Genomic DNA, 14,379 nt, shown 5'->3' on the forward strand with positions numbered 1-14,379 from the left:
GGATGGATGCCCAGCAATTTGCGCCCAATTAGGAGTTCTTCCTCGGGCCGTCAGAAAGATCGAGCACTCGGTATGGACATCACCGATTTCGCTATTAACGCACTCGGATTCGTGGGCACTGCATTCTCGTTCTTGATGTGGGTTCCGCAGGCAAGAATCACCTGGCAGAGCCGCAACGATGCAGTGCGTCTCGCCGGCATTTCTGAGACCACCCAGTGGCTGCTTGTTCTTGGGTATGCGGTGTGGGGCGCCTACGGACTGCTCAGTGCCTCAATGTGGGTTGCGGCACCAAGCGCGATTGCTATCCCGCTCGCGGCTGCGACCATCGTCATCATTCGGCGCGGGCGCAGGCTACCTGACGAGGGTCGCTCGTTCCCCATCTTCTCCAGCACGGATGCTGATCCGATCGCTACGATCAGTGACGGTCTCATTGCACTGACAGATTCGATCCCGATCATCACGATGGGGCACTACGAGCACCACGAGGCGCCCGCCGTAGCAGCGCGTGTTCCCTAACCCTTGCGGATAAAGCTGTCGACCTCTGCCGTGATCACGTCGCGCACGATCGAGCTGTCGAGACTTGCGACCCCGTCGCCGGGCTGCACGCCATAGTCGCCGAAGCGCGCATGATTGGCACCTTCGATGGGAAAGAACGTTGTGTTCGTTGGCAGCAAGTGTGCAGCGGCCACAATCTTGTCTGGAGTGCTGAGCATGTCGACGCTGCCACTCAAACTCAATACGCGAGTGTCAACATCCGCCAGATCATTGGCGCAATAGCTGGCAAAGAGAATGAGTCCGCTCACCTCAGGTTGAGCCGCGTACTGGCACGCTCGCACCCCACCAAGCGAATGCCCACCGACGAACCAGGTGTCAACATCCGGGACAGCGTCGGTGAATGTTGAGAGAGAACGCTGATCAAAGAATGCCAAGTTGAGAATCGGCTTGGTGACGATCACAGTTAACCCCGACTCCACCACAGCGCCAGAAAGCTTATAGAGGTAGGCCTCAGCAGTGACTTTCGCGCCGGGAATGAACACCAACCCGGTTCCTGATGCCCCATCAGTGGGAGAGAGAATGAACGAGTTGGGCGTCTCATGAAGGGAGACTGCTGGATTCGTGCGCACATTCTCCAGAGGGTCAGCCTCGGCCTGCATCACACCAACATTTGCCCAAACGAGAATGCCCATCGCTGCGAGCACAATGAGCGACGCAAATGAGATGAGTGAGACGAAAAGGATGCGTCGACGACGGGATGGTCGCTGGGCGAGAGAAGCTGGCGCAGTCGATTCACTCGAGACGGGTGACGATGGCTCAGCGGCGTGCATCCGATCAGTCTATTGAACTAGCGAAGGCAAGTGAGGCGGCGCCCACTATTGGGGTGATGAGGGCTGAGCGTTGGCAACCTGACGTAATCGTGCGGCGCGGGCGATGATCACCGCGATAGCTGCTGCTGCCGAAGCGAAAAGAAGACTGGCGATCGTGGCGATTGCGGCATCCGGTTTCACGATCGATTGGCCCATCAATGCTTGCGCCGTCAGCAGGGCAGTCACGGCAACGTAGAGGCTGACGAGCACACCGATCACGCGCTGTCGCGTCTGCGGGAGCGCGAGCCCTGTCACTCGACGCCCCAGGAATTCGAGCGCAAGCGCGGCTAGCGGCAGCAATTGTAGGGCGTGCATCCCGATGAAGTGGGGGATGCGGAGGTCTCCGGCGACCGTACTCCAGCCCAAGAGAGGTAAGCCATCCCCTCCGTCGGGCAGCCCGACCGTGTGAGCTCCCGCGATGCCCTGAAAGTCGCTCAATTGCTGGGCCGTTGGCGAGGTCATGAGAAATGCCAATCCCATACCGATTATTCCGACGATGAGACCAGATTTGATGGCGAGTGACCGCGCCGGATCGGAGATTCGATAGCGCCAGAGAAGGCCGGCGACAAGGACTACCGCCGACCACACGATCACGATCGACACTGCCATTACTGACCAGAGTGCTGCTGGCACCGGGCTAGCCACATTGAAGTGGCTTGTTGTGCCGAGGGCTGCGGCGCCGACGATCACGACCATTTCGACGGCGAGGAATGCCGCACTGACAGTTCCGAGCCACCACGCCAGACGTGCATGCCGAGTGAGCATTCCGATCAGCCAGGCGAGCGTTAGCGAATACAGTGCAATCGACAGAGCGAATTTGAGTGGTTTTGCCCACAGCGGCGCGCTCACAATTTCGCGTTGGTCGACGAGCAAGCCGAGCGTGGCGATGATCGCAAGCCCGATCATTGCCATGGTCAACCACACCAGCGGGCGGTGGAGTAGCGCACGCTCAAGGTTAAGCGTGCCGCTGTCAGGTCGTGACGAACTCGAGGAATTGCTGGCGGCATCGTGCCGGGACGACTGACGAACCTTCGCTTCGCGCTGAACAATCATGGCTTCTCCTTGAGTCGATAGTGACACTATCGGATAGCATCACTATCTGTAAAGGGTGAAGGCGAAATGAGGTGTGCGAGTTAGCTCCGAGACGGATCTCCGTGACGACGGATCGTCGAGGCTGCTTGAGCGCTCCGCCGCAGCGCAGCAAAGAGCGCATCACCCAACACCGTTCCCACGACAACGGTTTCCGCTTGTGCCGCAAGTCCATCGCGACTCTCGACGAGATCAAGATCTGCTTCTGCGACGAGTTGCGCAGCCTCGGCATAGCGAGCGAGCCACCCCGTATCGGTGCCCTGGCCGGCCTGCCGAAAGTTCATCACCACACGGGCGGCCGCGAGTCGGCCCGGGTCGTTCGGGTCGCAACCCCAGCCCGAAAGGGCAGAGTCAACCGTCTCGAGCGCTTCGGCATCCAAGGATTCAGGGTCAACGCGCTCGGAAACTGTGCTCTGCGCAATCTCAAAAGCGCGCGTCAGTGGCAGGTCGGACTCAATGGCCTCAATAACGCGCTTGGTGTCGGCAACAGAGAGGCCACCAATGTCGGTCAGCGCACGAATCATATGGATGCGGCGCACATGGGTTTCGCCATAGGTCGCCTGGTTCGGTGCCGAGCGTTCCCCCGCGGGCACAAGGCCCTCCCGCAGGTAGTACTTGATCGTGGCGACCGATGCGCCAGTCTCGTGGCTCAACTCCGAAATCTTCATAATGGACACCATAGCTATCTGCCCGGGTTTTAGGGCGTGGCATACCGGTCGGATGCGCGACGCTAAGGAATATCCCGACCGTTCGACGGTTGAATAGTAGTGATGACTACACCACTTCGTCTTTCTGTTCTTGACCTGATTCCTGTGCGCAGCAACCAGACTTCCGCTGATGCGATTTCGGCGACCACCGCGCTAGCGCAGCGTGCCGATGAACTCGGATTTTCGCGCTATTGGGTGGCTGAACACCACAACATGAAGGCCGTGGCATCCACAAACCCTGCCGTGTTGATCGGGATTTTGGCTGCTCAGACCCAACGCATCCGCGTCGGTTCTGGGGGAGTGATGCTCCCGAATCACGCCCCGCTCGTCGTGGCTGAACAGTTTGCAATTCTGGAGGCGGCATTCCCGGGGCGCATTGACCTGGGCATTGGCCGCGCTCCCGGAAGTGATCCCGTGATCACGTCCTACTTGCGGATGACGGGAACAACAAGCGACGTCGACGCGTTCCCGCGAAACGTTTCCGACATCCGCAGCCTCATGCACCCCGAGGGGGCGGCTCTTCAGTTGCCGTCTGGCCAGGTGTATGAGCTCACCGCGACACCGAATGCGTCGTCAGTTGCTGAGCTTTGGTTGCTGGGATCGAGTGACTATTCTGCGCGACTCGCCGCAGCCCAGGGCATGCCGTACGTGTTCGCGCATCATTTCTCTGGTGAGGGAACAGAACGCATCTTGGGTTTGTACCGCGACAACTTTGTCCCCTCGGATCAGCTGAAGGAGCCACGAACCTTCTTGACGCTCAATGTTGCGGTCGCCGATACCGCGGCAGAAGCGCGAGCTGCTGCGCTTCCCCAGTTGCAGCAGATGGCTCGGCTCCTCAGTGGGATGCCTCTTGGTCCGCTCTCGACAATTGAGCAGGCTGCGGCGACGGAACTTGCCGCTCCGCAGCAACAGATGGTCGATGATATGGCCGAACGTTGGGTCATCGACGAACCCGTGGCTGCGGCAGCCCGCATCCGCTCGCTGGCGACCCGGTTCGGTGTTGACGAAGTTATGGTCAGCCCAGGGCTCTCGGCACACGATGCGGATGCGCCGAACACCTCGCCTGCGCGCGTGCGGGCTCTTGAACTGCTGGCGGAGCAACTGCTCGCCTAACGCGCCAAGACGCATCTTTTGGCACGCGATCTCCGGTTGATTTATTGCACAGAACCAAGGCTCGCTATTCAGGCAGTGTCACGTTGGTGCGGAGTCTAAGCTGCCGGACGCCGTCATGCTCGCGCATCTCAACGTGCGATAGGCGAGACTTCACAAACTCGCTGAAAGTTGTGAAGCCCAACGAAGATTCATCGAACGACGGATCAATTCTGAGCATCTGATTCTTGACCGCGGAGCTGTGGAGCCACTCTGAATCCTCTTTCTGTTGCACTAGTCGCATAGCGCGCACTAGCACCTTGAATGGAGATACCTTAGTTGCCGGCGGATCGGTGATAGCGGCCTTTGCGCTGGACTTAGATTCGGGAGTAGGTGTCGTTGTTGCCCCGTCGTCTGTGGCGGGTGGTGCAGCGGTGAAGGCGGAGACCGGCGATTCATTCGCACTGGCGCCGTACTCAACACCCGGCAGCGAGTCATAGTCGGCGAATTTGTCGCACGAGGAGGTAAGCGCTTGACTTGTGCCACCAGCGACTCCGACACCGACGACAAAGCGACCAAGGGTCTTGGCGCGTTGCGCTAGCGCCACATAGTCTGAGTCGCCAGCAACGATCACCACATGAGTGAGGTCGGGCAGACGAAAAAGGTCTTCCATGACGTCAACAGACAGCCGGATGTCCGCCCCATTCTTCATTTGAGCTGTGAGCGGAAAGAGTTGCACGAGTTCGACAGCGCGGTTGATGAGCTGTTTCTGGTAGCTCGAGTTGACCGGTAAAGACCAGTCGGCGTAGGCGCGGCTGAGCGCAACTGTGCCGAACGAGGAGGCGTAGTCGAGCAGGGCCTCAACGTCGACTTCGGCGTCCGCGAGCTTGGTCCCGACCGGCGTCGTGCTTGCACGGTTTGAGACGTGCCACCGAACCTTGTCCGTCTGAAACGCACCATTGCCGTGTTTTTGGTTGTAGCGCGAGATCACGATGTTGTCGAAATCGATGTAGACGGCAACGCGTCCTTCTGTGGAAGCGGGCATGGGGTCTCCTCCGGCTAGAGCGGTCCACCTCGCGCACAACGTTACTGAGGCTTCTTCGGCTCACGCTAGCAGTACACGCCGCGCGAGTCAGCGACTGGGGGAACCTCATCGTCGCTACCATTGGGCGATCAGAGTGATGGAGAGCAAGTCATGAGCTACAGTGCAATTCGGGTTCGAGCCACCCCCGGGATCCCGCGGGAAGGCCACACCGGTGTTGCCGTAATCGTGGCAGGCATCGGTCTGGCTGGGTGGATATCGTTCGGTCGGCACCTCTTTGGCATCGGGGGTGACCTCACGATTGTCTACGCTGCAACGCTCGGACTCATTTTTGCGGTCTTGTTTGTTCTGACCGGGCTGGCAGTTCGGCGCACGGCACGTCGCGGGTTCGAGACGCGGGTTTTAACCCGAGCCTTGCTCATCGCCTCCGGGATATGCGGATTTCTTCTGGGACTTACGATTCCGGATTCAACACCTCAGGGGCTTCAGACCATAATTAGCGGTCCGTACGAGCCGGCACTAGGAATAGCCATTGGCATCGCAAATCCGCTCGGCGTCATTGGCATTGCCACCGCGATAATCGCGCTCACTCTTGCGATAAAGGATTCCCGTGGCCGGATCTCACTAGTTGAGTCGTGGGGCGATGACGAGTCGGCGTCAGAGGTTGCACCGGTTTAGTTCCGCTGGGCTAGCTCACTTGTGAGTGTTCGCCGAGCTGGTGCCAACCGCGATTGAAATAGACGAGCGGTGGAGTGCCTTCTGCCCCAGAATCGACTGCGGACTGTGTCGCACGAAGCAAAATTATGGATGCGGCTCCCGCGTCGAGTTGATCGACCCGCGTTCCTGCGACCCAGGCTGGTGCGCTCGGAAAGTACGGCTCACCGGTCGGCAGTCGTCTCCACAAACTGGTGTCAGAAAATCGATCAACACCGCTAGTTGCGCACAGTTGCGCGATTTCAAGTTGGTCTTTTCCCAAGAAGTGGACCACATAGGAGCTGGCGCTCCGGATGCTCGCGGCGGTGGATGCACGATGGCTGATCGAGAACGCGAGGAGCGGCGGTACCGCGCTCACAGAAACAACCGATGTCGCTGTGAGGGCAACGGGACCGTCGGGGGAGTCGGCGGTGATGACCGCAACACCGCCAGGATAGTGACGAAAGGCGCGAGCAAAATCGTCGCCACTGATCTCAGTTTCGGGCGAGGTGCGCTCATCGGGGCTGTACGCCTCATCGTGCGAGAGAGTCTGATGTTTCGCTGTCGTCTGCATTCGTCCATCCGAAGGTTGTGGGGATGCGAACAAGAATGCGCCGCATCCGCCAGCGAAGCGAGAATGTGTCGCTTTATTTCTCTGTGTTTCGTCCTTTGTTTCACTGCCAGGTGCAGTGAATGGCTGCTCGGCGCACCATGGTGGCATGCCTAAACAAATTCGCTTCAACGCCTTCGACATGAACTGCGTCGCCCATCAGTCGTCAGGAATGTGGCGCCACCCCGATGACCAATCGTGGCGCTACAAAGACCTCGACTATTGGACGGAACTTGCCCAGCTGCTCGAACGTGGCACCTTTGATGGCATCTTCATTGCGGATGTCCTCGGTACCTACGATGTGTACGCGGGTTCCAATGAGGCTGCGATTCGCCACGGCGCGCAAGTTCCGGTGAATGACCCACTGTTGCTCGTTTCGGCCATGGCGCATGTCACGGAACACTTGGGATTCGGCATTACCGCCGGCACGGCCTACGAACATCCGTACCCTTTCGCGCGTCGCATGTCGACGCTTGATCACCTCACCAAGGGGCGCATCGGTTGGAACGTCGTCACCGGTTATCTTCCTTCAGCAGCCCGCAATATGGGCAATGATGATCAGCTCGAGCATGATGATCGCTATGACCACGCCGACGAATACCTCGAAGTTCTCTACAAGCTGTGGGAGGGCTCGTGGGAAGACGATGCCGTTATTCGTGATCGCGAAACCGGTGTGTTCACCGACCCAAGCAAAGTTCACGACATTGAGCACAAGGGCAAACATTTCACGGTCCCGGGGATCCATTTGTCAGAGCCGTCGGTGCAGCGAACCCCGGTGATCTACCAGGCAGGCGCATCACCGAGGGGCATCCAGTTCGCGGCAGGCAACGCCGAAGCGATCTTTGTTGCTGCCTCGACTAAAGCGGGACTCAAGGCAACGGTTGGCCGCATCCGGGATGCTCTTGAAGAGGCTGGCCGTGATCGCTATTCTGCGCGAATCTACACACTGCTCACGATCATCACGGATGACACCACGGAGAAAGCTCACGCGAAGTATGCCGACTATCTCAGCTACGCAAGCGAAGAGGGAGCGCTCGTCTTCATGTCCGGATGGATGGGGATCGACCTTTCGGAATATGACCTCGATGAGCCCATTGGCAACGTCAAAAGCAATGCAATCCAGTCAACAGTCGCCAACTTTCAGCAGGCAAACAATGACGGAAGCGAGTGGAAAGTTCGCGATATTGCCCGACTCGGCGCTATCGGGGGTCTGGGTCCGTTCATCATTGGCTCGGGCACGGAAATCGCGGATGAGCTGCAACAGTGGGTAGAAGAGACCGACGTTGATGGCTTCAATCTTGCGTATGCCATTACGCCAGGTACCTTCGAAGATGTCGTGGAGTACGTCATCCCTGTGTTGCGCGAGCGGGGTCTATATCCTGAGGAATACGTGGAGGGCACGCTGCGCAACAAGCTTCACGGACGAGGAAACCGGCTGCCAGCCGAGCATGCAGGGGCGAGTTATCGCCGACGTCCCTAGCGAAGCTCGAAGATGATCTCTTCGGTGTCCCGTTTCACGCCGGCGGCGAAGTCGACGTTGCGGCCAATCTCGACGAATCCATTGCGCAGCACTACGGCGGCGGAACGAATGTTGTGTGTGGCTGTGCGTGCCTGAAGCGGGCGGTGAGTGTCGAGTTCCAGCATTAGCGCTAGTGCAGCGCTGGCGATTCCTTGACCCCAGAAATCACGACTGATCCAGTAGGTGAGCTCTCGCTGGTCGTCCATCATGAAGGTGGCTATCATTCCGGCGAGAGTTCCGCTGCGGTAGATCGCGCAGGCTACAACGTCGGGGTTCGCGAGAATGCGAGCAAACCAGGAATCGAATTCGGCCCGGTCGTCGGGGTCTGGTGCCGTGAATGCGGCCATCGCGACCGACTCTGGATCCCGCATCCACTCGAAGACTGCATCACCGTCGCTGAGACGCAGGTCACGAAGGGTGACGCCGTCGTTTTTGGCGTCGGCGACTGAGGTCATAGCTTGATCGAATACTTAAACCCGATGTGCGATGCCTCGAAGCCCAGCTTCTTGTAGAAGCGATGCGCGTCGGTGCGCGCCTCATCCGATGTGAGTTGGATGAGCGAAGCGCCGAGTGTTGGCGCTGCGATGTCGATGACCCACCGCATCATCGCGCCGCCGATGCCCGATGAGCGCTGACTTGCCGCAACCCGAACGGCTTCGACTTGGAGGCGGTGTGAACCTCGCCGCGCCATCCCGGGAATCGCGGTCAATTGCATGGTGGCCACGACATCACCACTGGGGGCAACGACAACAAGCAATGCGTTCGCGGGAGTTGTTGCGATCGCGTGGAACGCTTTTTCGTAGGCCGGGCGATCTTCGGGGCGCGCGGTATCTCCCCGCAAGGCGCTGACTGGGTCATCCGCCAGAAGTTGAAGGATGGTGTCGATGTCGCCCAATTCGGAATACCGAAGCGTCATTTCACCATCTCGCGTGTGGAGAGTTGTCGGGACCGTCACTTTGGAAAACACTCTTATGACGTTATCAGCGTGGGCGGGGGCCTTAGTGCCGCATCAGTGGAAGTTGCCATTGATTAGAACATATGTTCGAATAGAAGCATGCGATGGAGTGGTCAACAGGTCAGCAGTGAGGCCCCCAACGCGCTGCCCGGCCTTGCGAAGCTCAACAATCTTGTGCGTACGGTTCGCACGCCAGACTTTCAGGGCGTCACCTTCTACGAGGTAGTAGCCAAGAGCGCCCTCAACAAAGTCCCCACCGCAAGCGATATGCCGTTCGGGTGGACCATCAACCCGATGCGCGGATGCCTTCACCAGTGCACCTACTGCTTCGCGCGACCGACGCACGAATATCTCGACCTCGATTCAGGGAAAGACTTTGACACTCAAATCGTGGTGAAGGTCAATGTTGCTGAGGTGCTGGCCAAAGAACTCAGCAAGCCCAGCTGGGGAAGGCACGCTGTTGCTTTAGGAACCAACACTGACCCTTACCAGCGCGCAGAGGGTCGATACCGGCTGATGCCGGGCATCATCGCTGCATTGGCCGGTTCGGGAACGCCGCTCTCGATTCTCACCAAGGGCACCCTGCTTCGGCGAGATTTACCACTGCTGAAAGAGGCAAGCGAGCACGTACCCGTCGATATCGGGATGTCGATCGCGATCTATGACGACGAGCTGCAACAGTCGGTCGAGCCTGGTACGCCGACTGCGAAGTCACGCCTCGCCACAGTAACTGCGGTGAGAGATGCTGGCCTCGATTGCGCAGTCTTTCTCATGCCGATCCTGCCGTTTCTTACCGATACGCGTGATCACTTGGAGCGTGCAGTTGCCGCGGTGAAGGATGCCGGCGGAACATCAATTGCCTATTCTGCCCTTCATCTCAAGCCCGGGACCAAGGAGTGGTACTTTCAATGGCTAGAAGCGGCGCATCCGGAATTGCTCGAGCGCTATCACTCAATGTATTCACGCGGCACCTACGCTCCCATGGAATATCGTCACTGGCTAGCAGCCAAATTGCGTCCGATTATCCGTCGGCACGGTCTCGAGCGAACCGCACTTGACCCAGCGACAGGAATCGTTGGTTCGCGTGCCACCGTAAGTACGCGCGACGTCAATGGGGAGCGATCGCTAATCGCGGAAGAAATGCCGCCAGCCTTGGCCGCTAGGACGATGCCGCAACCCATGTTGTTTTAGCGGTTCGCGCATACTCGCACCCATTCCTGCTCGCCGCGATCTGGGAGCAGGCTCCACGTTCGCTCGGCGTTCTCAGAAAATTGTGGGGGCTCAGTCCGCCCGTGTTTATCGTGAATATGCTGCCTCGCGCAGCAAAGGGGTCGAAGCTGACGCCCCTAATGGAGACGAATCGAACTTGGGGAGTGAAACGAAGATGCCTGCCAACAAGAATTCACGGGTGAAGGACCCGGAGCTCTATGAGGAACTCCGCAACGACGGTGCGTCAGCGGAGAAAGCAGCGCGCATTGCGAACGCGGCGGCACGGGATGGACGATCCGAAGTTGGGCGACGAGGGGGAGAGTCAGGATCCTACGAAGACTGGACAGTCAAAGAATTGCAGAATCGGGCCCGCGAACTGGACCTGCACGGATACTCTTCGCTCAACAAGGACGACCTGATCGCGAAGCTGCGCGCACACTAGGAGTGCCGAGACGCGGTTCGATACGGCTCCTCGTGCCTGAGCGTGAGTGAGCAAATGTGGTGCACACGCTGCGGCCGGGAGACCGTCTCATTAGGCTGGTGCTGTGACCTCTCAAGCTTCTGCCTACTACGTTCGCCACGACGACACTCATTTTGAGTCCACGATTCACGCACAAGGAGCGTGGAATCCGCACGAGCAGCACATGGCTCCGGTTGCCGGAATTCTGGCGCACGCGCTTGAGTCATTCGAAGCGCGGACAGAACTCCGCATTGCACGCATCAGCTACGAGATCCTCGGGCTCATTCCTGATGGTGCTTTCGAAGTGAAGACAACGCTGCTGAGGCCGGGGCGCACAATCGAACTTGTCCAAGCTGAGCTCGTTGCTGCGGGTCGTGTCGCAGTTCGAGCGACTGCGTGGCGTCTTCACACCTCCGACACCTCAGCAGTAGAAGGAGTTGTCGACGAACGGATGTTGGCTCCCGAGCACGCAACTGGCGCAGTGAATCTCTCGAAGTGGCCAGGAGGCTACATTCAATCGATTGACGCACGGGCTCTTCCGGATCATGGTCCTGGACACGGACGCGTGTGGTTGCGCACACCGTATCCTCTGTTGACAGATGAGCCGGTAAGCGATTTTGTGCGGCTGATGGGGCTTGTTGACACGAGCAATGGCATCGCCACGCGCGTCAAGCCGGGGGAGGGCGGGTACGCCTTCCCGAATGTTGACTTGCAGATCCATCTCTATCGTGCGCCAACTGGGGAGTGGCTTGGATTGCAGAATGCCGTAAATTTTGGGGCTGATGGGGTCGGCCTGACATCGACTGTCCTCCACGATCTGAGCGGACCATTCGGTCGAGCTGAGCAGATCCTGACGCTCCGCAAACTGTAAGCATCCACCTGCTAATTAATTCTCATGTGGGTCTTGTGTTGCCCGTCCTGCGAGCGTAATCTACAACCAAATGGTTGTAGATGAAGTAACAGACGCCGAAGTGGACGCGATGTTTCGCGCTCTCGCTGATTCCACACGTCGTGACATAGTCACGCGCGTAATGCGGGAAGGAATCTCTGTCTCGCGTCTCGCCAGCAGCTATGAGATGAGTTTTGCCGCGGTTCAAAAGCACGTTGCCGTGCTGCAGGCGGCTGGGCTTGTGTCGAAGCAGCGCAGCGGCCGTGAGCAAATAGTTCGCGGCGATCTGACATCCATTCATCGAATCCAAGAACTTCTCTCGCACTTTGAAGAGGTGTGGGAGAAGCGAGCGCTGCGCATGGCCGCTGTGCTCAACGACGACCCCAATGACATAGACAACGAACGAAAGAACAGGTGAAGCAATGAACGTCACGAGCCACACCGATGTTGAGGCACTGACTCTCACGACGACCGCCGAGTTTCCCGCCACGCTTGAGCGCTCCTGGCAACTGGTCAGTGACCCTCGGCAACTTGAGCGCTGGTGGGGGCCACCCGAGTGGCCGGCGACGTTTGTGAAATTCGAGTTCGAGCCTGGCGGTCGCGCCCACTACTACATGACGGGTCCTGAGGGCGAGAAGATGCATGGCTGGTGGAAGTTCACCTCTATTGTCGAACCGCGCGAGCTATCGATAGAAGATGGATTTGCGGATGATGCTGGTGAGCCGAGTGGCGACCTCGGTGTTACGATCGCTCGCCTCGTCTTTGAGCCTGTAGACAACGGAACCCGGCTCACGATTCATTCAGGATTCGAGTCAGCCGCTCAGCTCGAGGAAATGATCAAGATGGGCATGGAAGAGGGAATGCGCGAAGCTCTTGGCCAAATCCGCGCCATCCTTGACGAAGGCTAGGCAGGAAGCGGGATGTCATTTCAGGCTTACCTGGACGCGGTAGAACAGAAGACCGGTCTCACGCCTCGCCAATTCATCGCGATCGCAGAGCAGAAGGGGCTTGCGGACCGATCGGTCAAGGCCGCTGAAATTCTGGAGTGGCTCAAGAACGATTACGGTCTGGGGCGTGGGCACGGCATGGCGATGGTGCACGTCATCACCAAAGGCCCAAACATTGACGCAAAGCATGTGGGCACCGCTGGTGCTCATCGTGACGAAGCTGACGTGCTTTGGCTCGATGGAATCGCAACGAAGCCGAACTAGTCGTCGCGTGGTCGCGAATCCGATTCGTCGCGACCCCGTAGCTTCTCCAGCTCGCGACGCTCGCGCTTGGTAGGTCGACCCGCTCCACGATCACGGCGGGGTGCCAGCGCCACTTCCTCGCGGGAGGGTGGCGGAGGAGTCTCATCGATGAAGCTCTCGGCGGCAGTGACTGCTGAGACTCGCTTCACGATGGTCTGTTTGACAACGAGGATGCGGTCGAATCCGGCAATGCGAATGCGGACCTCATCGCCAATTCGCACCGGATGCGCGGCTTTTGCGCTCGTACCGCCGATTTTGACGTGTCCGGCCCGGCAGGCTGCGGTGGCTTGTGAGCGGGTCTTGAAGACGCGCACTGCCCACAACCAGCTATCGACGCGTACTGTGCCTGCAGCCACTAGGCGCTGGCGAGTTCAGTTTTCCAGCGAACAAGGCGCTGCACTGTGGCGTTGTCATCGGCGGCGAGCGTGCTCATGGTGTCCTCGGGAACGAAGTAGTTGATGGCGAGGAATCCCCGCACCTTCTCCGAGGGGTCATCCACGAGCATCCGCAGCACGTCGCACGGCGCATATTCGTTGCGTGCCACGCAGGCGCGAACGCCCTCGTCAGTATCGCGAGCCAGCACCTCGAACACGTCGACGGGCGTGTTGTGGCTGCTCGCCGCACTTTCACGAATTTTCGGGTTGGGGTCGCCAGCCAAGATGCGCAGTCGAGCAATCTTGCTTGGGGTAACTTCTGGTGCTGGGTGAAGATCAGCGGCCTCTTCAGCAGTGAGCATCGATGGGGCCATTGCCCGCATTTGGGCCCGCTGCGCCGGAGTATTAAAGCGGATGCATGACATGGGGCTAAGGCTACGCCTGATGGCTAGCAAGTTCCTGTTTCGATCGCGGCATTTCGTGGTCGGATGCTCGCTACACTCGAAGTGTGGCAGTCAGCAGTTCACCCGAGATCAGCAACCGTGTCTGGACTGTGCCCAATGTGCTGAGTCTCATCCGACTCGCACTCGTGCCGGTGTTCCTCTTTTTCATCATCTCGGCACAGGATGCTCTTGCGCTTGTCGTTCTTGTCGTGTCGAGCGTGAGTGACTTTCTCGATGGCGTTATTGCGCGACGATTCAACCAGATCACCCGATTGGGGCAGTTGCTAGATCCCGCTGCCGATCGGCTTTTCATTTTTGCGGCACTTATTGGTTTGGCGGCACGGAATGTCATACCGTGGTGGCTTTTCATCATCATCGTCGCGCGCGAAATCATGCTCGTAATTTTGGGACTCATTTCGGCTAACTATGGATTTGGCCCGCTCCCGGTTCATCACCTCGGCAAAGTTGCGACAGCTGCACTGTTCTATGCTCTTCCAATCCTGATGCTCGGGCAGGCGTTTCCTGACGTCGCGTGGGCCACTGATCCCATCGGTTGGGCTTTCGCTTTGTGGGGTGCGTTCTTGTATTGGTGGGCTGGGTTCATCTATGTCGCACAATCGGTCCGAATTTCTCGCATTCCGAGGGGTTGAGGAGTGCTCCGATCCGATACGCTGTTCAGTCAGGGA

Annotated in this window: 20 protein-coding genes; 11 read left to right on the plus strand and 9 right to left on the minus strand. The window is 58.7% G+C overall.

The genetic code is table 11. The annotated features are described in order from the left end of the window. Positions 1-72: 72 nt before the first annotated feature. Positions 73-516 (plus strand): hypothetical protein, encoded by a 444-nt coding sequence (locus ACOH1Z_RS00390; protein ID WP_449646530.1) that lies wholly within the window; start codon positions 73-75, stop codon positions 514-516. On the opposite strand, the gene ACOH1Z_RS00395 is transcribed toward ACOH1Z_RS00390, so the two are convergent. The 3 genes from ACOH1Z_RS00395 to ACOH1Z_RS00405 all read right to left on the minus strand — a co-directional run bounded on the left by ACOH1Z_RS00395 (position 513) and on the right by ACOH1Z_RS00405 (position 3,121). After that, positions 513-1,325 (minus strand): alpha/beta hydrolase, encoded by an 813-nt coding sequence (locus tag ACOH1Z_RS00395; RefSeq protein WP_449646531.1) that lies wholly within the window; start codon positions 1,323-1,325, stop codon positions 513-515. The two genes, ACOH1Z_RS00390 and ACOH1Z_RS00395, sit on opposite strands and share 4 nt — an antisense overlap. A gap of 45 nt (positions 1,326-1,370) precedes the next feature. Then, complete coding sequence (locus ACOH1Z_RS00400) at positions 1,371-2,417, minus strand: hypothetical protein (protein WP_449646532.1); 1,047 nt, start codon at positions 2,415-2,417, stop codon at positions 1,371-1,373. Positions 2,418-2,497: 80 nt separating this feature from the next. Further along, positions 2,498-3,121 (minus strand): MerR family transcriptional regulator, encoded by a 624-nt coding sequence (locus tag ACOH1Z_RS00405; protein WP_449646533.1) that lies wholly within the window; start codon positions 3,119-3,121, stop codon positions 2,498-2,500. Positions 3,122-3,223: 102 nt separating this feature from the next. Between ACOH1Z_RS00405 and ACOH1Z_RS00410 the strand changes: the two genes are divergently transcribed. Further along, the gene (locus ACOH1Z_RS00410) at positions 3,224-4,273 is read left to right on the plus strand and encodes an LLM class flavin-dependent oxidoreductase (protein ID WP_449646534.1); all 1,050 of its coding nucleotides are present in this window, start codon (positions 3,224-3,226) and stop codon (positions 4,271-4,273) included. A gap of 64 nt (positions 4,274-4,337) precedes the next feature. Here the strand turns inward: ACOH1Z_RS00410 and ACOH1Z_RS00415 are convergent, their stop codons facing one another. Then, the gene (locus tag ACOH1Z_RS00415) at positions 4,338-5,294 is read right to left on the minus strand and encodes an NYN domain-containing protein (protein WP_449646535.1); all 957 of its coding nucleotides are present in this window, start codon (positions 5,292-5,294) and stop codon (positions 4,338-4,340) included. A gap of 150 nt (positions 5,295-5,444) precedes the next feature. Here ACOH1Z_RS00415 and ACOH1Z_RS00420 point away from each other — a divergent pair, with 150 nt between their 5' ends. After that, entirely contained in the window at positions 5,445-5,969 is a 525-nt protein-coding gene (locus tag ACOH1Z_RS00420; protein WP_449646536.1) for a hypothetical protein, read from the plus strand. Between the two features lie 10 nt (positions 5,970-5,979). Here ACOH1Z_RS00420 and ACOH1Z_RS00425 read toward each other — a convergent pair whose 3' ends face one another. After that, a complete protein-coding gene (locus tag ACOH1Z_RS00425; RefSeq protein ID WP_449646537.1) occupies positions 5,980-6,558 on the minus strand; it encodes a flavin reductase family protein in 579 nt (192 codons plus the stop codon). 145 nt (positions 6,559-6,703) lie between these two features. On the opposite strand from ACOH1Z_RS00425, the gene ACOH1Z_RS00430 reads away from it, so the two are divergent. Next, entirely contained in the window at positions 6,704-8,074 is a 1,371-nt protein-coding gene (locus ACOH1Z_RS00430) for an LLM class flavin-dependent oxidoreductase (RefSeq protein WP_449646538.1), read from the plus strand. Here ACOH1Z_RS00430 and ACOH1Z_RS00435 read toward each other — a convergent pair. Together ACOH1Z_RS00435 and ACOH1Z_RS00440 are read right to left on the minus strand one after the other, a co-directional pair. Continuing rightward, a complete protein-coding gene (locus tag ACOH1Z_RS00435; RefSeq protein WP_449646539.1) occupies positions 8,071-8,568 on the minus strand; it encodes a GNAT family N-acetyltransferase in 498 nt (165 codons plus the stop codon). The genes ACOH1Z_RS00430 and ACOH1Z_RS00435 overlap by 4 nt on opposite strands. Then, positions 8,565-9,029 carry a GNAT family N-acetyltransferase gene (locus ACOH1Z_RS00440; RefSeq protein WP_449646540.1) on the minus strand — a complete coding sequence of 155 codons (465 nt, stop codon included), beginning with the start codon at positions 9,027-9,029 and terminating at the stop codon, positions 8,565-8,567. The genes ACOH1Z_RS00435 and ACOH1Z_RS00440 overlap by 4 nt, the downstream gene beginning before the upstream one ends. 138 nt (positions 9,030-9,167) lie before the next feature. On the opposite strand from ACOH1Z_RS00440, the gene ACOH1Z_RS00445 reads away from it, so the two are divergent. The 6 genes from ACOH1Z_RS00445 (at position 9,168) to ACOH1Z_RS00470 (ending at position 12,837) form a co-directional block, all read left to right on the plus strand. Further along, positions 9,168-10,259 carry an Rv2578c family radical SAM protein gene (locus ACOH1Z_RS00445; protein WP_449646541.1) on the plus strand — a complete coding sequence of 364 codons (1,092 nt, stop codon included), beginning with the start codon at positions 9,168-9,170 and terminating at the stop codon, positions 10,257-10,259. A gap of 193 nt (positions 10,260-10,452) precedes the next feature. Continuing rightward, positions 10,453-10,719, plus strand: coding sequence for a Rho termination factor N-terminal domain-containing protein (locus ACOH1Z_RS00450; protein ID WP_449646542.1), 267 nt, complete (start codon positions 10,453-10,455; stop codon positions 10,717-10,719). 103 nt (positions 10,720-10,822) lie between these two features. Beyond that, positions 10,823-11,608: a thioesterase family protein gene (locus tag ACOH1Z_RS00455; protein WP_449646543.1), complete on the plus strand. Its 786-nt coding sequence runs from the start codon at positions 10,823-10,825 to the stop codon at positions 11,606-11,608. Between the two features lie 70 nt (positions 11,609-11,678). Then, positions 11,679-12,044: an ArsR/SmtB family transcription factor gene (locus ACOH1Z_RS00460; protein ID WP_449646544.1), complete on the plus strand. Its 366-nt coding sequence runs from the start codon at positions 11,679-11,681 to the stop codon at positions 12,042-12,044. A gap of 4 nt (positions 12,045-12,048) precedes the next feature. Beyond that, positions 12,049-12,534 carry an SRPBCC family protein gene (locus tag ACOH1Z_RS00465; RefSeq protein ID WP_449646545.1) on the plus strand — a complete coding sequence of 162 codons (486 nt, stop codon included), beginning with the start codon at positions 12,049-12,051 and terminating at the stop codon, positions 12,532-12,534. A gap of 12 nt (positions 12,535-12,546) precedes the next feature. Further along, the gene (locus ACOH1Z_RS00470) at positions 12,547-12,837 is read left to right on the plus strand and encodes a DUF4287 domain-containing protein (protein ID WP_449646546.1); all 291 of its coding nucleotides are present in this window, start codon (positions 12,547-12,549) and stop codon (positions 12,835-12,837) included. Here ACOH1Z_RS00470 and ACOH1Z_RS00475 read toward each other — a convergent pair. Together ACOH1Z_RS00475 and ACOH1Z_RS00480 are read right to left on the minus strand one after the other, a co-directional pair. Beyond that, a complete protein-coding gene (locus tag ACOH1Z_RS00475) occupies positions 12,834-13,232 on the minus strand; it encodes an Hsp15 family ribosome-associated heat shock protein (protein ID WP_449646547.1) in 399 nt (132 codons plus the stop codon). The genes ACOH1Z_RS00470 and ACOH1Z_RS00475 overlap by 4 nt on opposite strands. After that, entirely contained in the window at positions 13,232-13,675 is a 444-nt protein-coding gene (locus ACOH1Z_RS00480) for a hypothetical protein (RefSeq protein WP_449646548.1), read from the minus strand. The genes ACOH1Z_RS00475 and ACOH1Z_RS00480 overlap by 1 nt, the downstream gene beginning before the upstream one ends. An 83-nt stretch (positions 13,676-13,758) precedes the next feature. Between ACOH1Z_RS00480 and ACOH1Z_RS00485 the strand changes: the two genes are divergently transcribed. Next, entirely contained in the window at positions 13,759-14,343 is a 585-nt protein-coding gene (locus ACOH1Z_RS00485) for a CDP-alcohol phosphatidyltransferase family protein (RefSeq protein WP_449646549.1), read from the plus strand. The last annotated feature ends 36 nt before the right edge of the window (positions 14,344-14,379 follow it).

The organism is Rhodoglobus sp. (assembly GCF_053580035.1).

Excerpts from the sequence above, each read along its gene's own strand:
- ACOH1Z_RS00390 (WP_449646530.1), top strand. The coding sequence starts at position 73 with ATGGACATCACCGATTTCGCTATTAACGCACTCGGATTCGTGGGCACT.
- ACOH1Z_RS00395 (WP_449646531.1), bottom strand. The coding sequence starts at position 1,325 with ATGCACGCCGCTGAGCCATCGTCACCCGTCTCGAGTGAATCGACTGCG.
- ACOH1Z_RS00400 (WP_449646532.1), bottom strand. The coding sequence starts at position 2,417 with ATGATTGTTCAGCGCGAAGCGAAGGTTCGTCAGTCGTCCCGGCACGAT.
- ACOH1Z_RS00405 (WP_449646533.1), bottom strand. The coding sequence starts at position 3,121 with ATGAAGATTTCGGAGTTGAGCCACGAGACTGGCGCATCGGTCGCCACG.
- ACOH1Z_RS00410 (WP_449646534.1), top strand. The coding sequence starts at position 3,224 with ATGACTACACCACTTCGTCTTTCTGTTCTTGACCTGATTCCTGTGCGC.
- ACOH1Z_RS00415 (WP_449646535.1), bottom strand. The coding sequence starts at position 5,294 with ATGCCCGCTTCCACAGAAGGACGCGTTGCCGTCTACATCGATTTCGAC.
- ACOH1Z_RS00420 (WP_449646536.1), top strand. The coding sequence starts at position 5,445 with ATGAGCTACAGTGCAATTCGGGTTCGAGCCACCCCCGGGATCCCGCGG.
- ACOH1Z_RS00425 (WP_449646537.1), bottom strand. The coding sequence starts at position 6,558 with ATGCAGACGACAGCGAAACATCAGACTCTCTCGCACGATGAGGCGTAC.
- ACOH1Z_RS00430 (WP_449646538.1), top strand. The coding sequence starts at position 6,704 with ATGCCTAAACAAATTCGCTTCAACGCCTTCGACATGAACTGCGTCGCC.
- ACOH1Z_RS00435 (WP_449646539.1), bottom strand. The coding sequence starts at position 8,568 with ATGACCTCAGTCGCCGACGCCAAAAACGACGGCGTCACCCTTCGTGAC.
- ACOH1Z_RS00440 (WP_449646540.1), bottom strand. The coding sequence starts at position 9,029 with ATGACGCTTCGGTATTCCGAATTGGGCGACATCGACACCATCCTTCAA.
- ACOH1Z_RS00445 (WP_449646541.1), top strand. The coding sequence starts at position 9,168 with ATGCGATGGAGTGGTCAACAGGTCAGCAGTGAGGCCCCCAACGCGCTG.
- ACOH1Z_RS00450 (WP_449646542.1), top strand. The coding sequence starts at position 10,453 with ATGCCTGCCAACAAGAATTCACGGGTGAAGGACCCGGAGCTCTATGAG.
- ACOH1Z_RS00460 (WP_449646544.1), top strand. The coding sequence starts at position 11,679 with ATGGTTGTAGATGAAGTAACAGACGCCGAAGTGGACGCGATGTTTCGC.
- ACOH1Z_RS00465 (WP_449646545.1), top strand. The coding sequence starts at position 12,049 with ATGAACGTCACGAGCCACACCGATGTTGAGGCACTGACTCTCACGACG.
- ACOH1Z_RS00470 (WP_449646546.1), top strand. The coding sequence starts at position 12,547 with ATGTCATTTCAGGCTTACCTGGACGCGGTAGAACAGAAGACCGGTCTC.
- ACOH1Z_RS00480 (WP_449646548.1), bottom strand. The coding sequence starts at position 13,675 with ATGTCATGCATCCGCTTTAATACTCCGGCGCAGCGGGCCCAAATGCGG.